The organism is Phenylobacterium sp., assembly GCF_036963605.1.
Taxonomy (GTDB): domain Bacteria; phylum Pseudomonadota; class Alphaproteobacteria; order Caulobacterales; family Caulobacteraceae; genus Phenylobacterium.
This window is the reverse complement of record NZ_JBALUY010000145.1, coordinates 1-721: the sequence shown is the minus strand read 5'-3', so window position 1 is coordinate 721 and position 721 is coordinate 1. Positions and strand designations below refer to the sequence as shown.

General features: G+C 68.9%; 2 protein-coding genes. Both read left to right on the top strand.

The features are described from left to right. Nucleotides 1–5 precede the first annotated feature (5 nt). A complete protein-coding gene (locus V7702_RS16900) occupies nucleotides 6–167 on the top strand; it encodes an NAD-binding protein (RefSeq protein ID WP_442958431.1) in 162 nt (53 codons plus the stop codon). A gap of 2 nt (nucleotides 168–169) precedes the next feature. Continuing rightward, the coding region (locus tag V7702_RS16765; RefSeq protein ID WP_335651213.1) for an enoyl-CoA hydratase/isomerase family protein at nucleotides 170–721 on the top strand (552 nt) is incomplete at its 3' end.

Here is a 721-nt window from a genome sequence, read left to right as displayed (position 1 = left end):
ACCTGATGCTCAAGGACCTCGGCCTGGCCACCGATGCCGCACGCCACGCGCGCCAGCCGGTGCCGCTTGGCGCCACCGCCCAGCAGCTGTACCAGACCTTCAGCCTGCAGGGCCATGGCGGCCTGGACTTCTCCGCGATCATCAACCTGTTCCGTCGGGAAGCCTGAACATGAGCCAGGAGCAAGCGGTACTGGCCGAGGTGCGCAACGGCATCGGCCATCTGACGCTGAACCGCCCCGAGGGCCTCAACGCCCTCGACCTGCCCATGGTGCGCCTGCTCTGCCGCCACCTCTGGGCCTGGGAGCAGGACCCGGCGATAGTCGCCGTGGTCCTGCGTGCCGCCGGCGGCAAGGCCTTCTGCGCCGGCGGCGACATCCGCATGCTGTACGAGAGCCAGCGTGCCGGCGACAACCAGAACGTGCTGTTCCTCGAAGAGGAATACGCCCTCGACGAATACCTGCACGGCTACGCCAAGCCGGTACTGGCGCTGATGGACGGTTACGTGCTGGGCGGGGGCATGGGCCTGGCCCAGGCCGCTTCGCTGCGAGTGATCACCGAGCGCACGCGGATGGGCATGCCCGAGGTCGGCATCGGTTTCTTCCCCGATGTCGGCGGCAGCTACTTCCTGCCACGCCTGCCGGGCGAACTGGGCCTGTACCTGGGTGTCACCGGCGTGCAGGTGCGCGCCGCCGACGCGCTCTACGCCGACCTGGCCGACTAC

What these genes read in the sequence shown, in the direction of transcription:
- V7702_RS16900 (WP_442958431.1), top strand. Translation starts at nt 6, where the DNA reads ATGCTCAAGGACCTCGGCCTGGCCACCGATGCCGCACGCCACGCGCGC.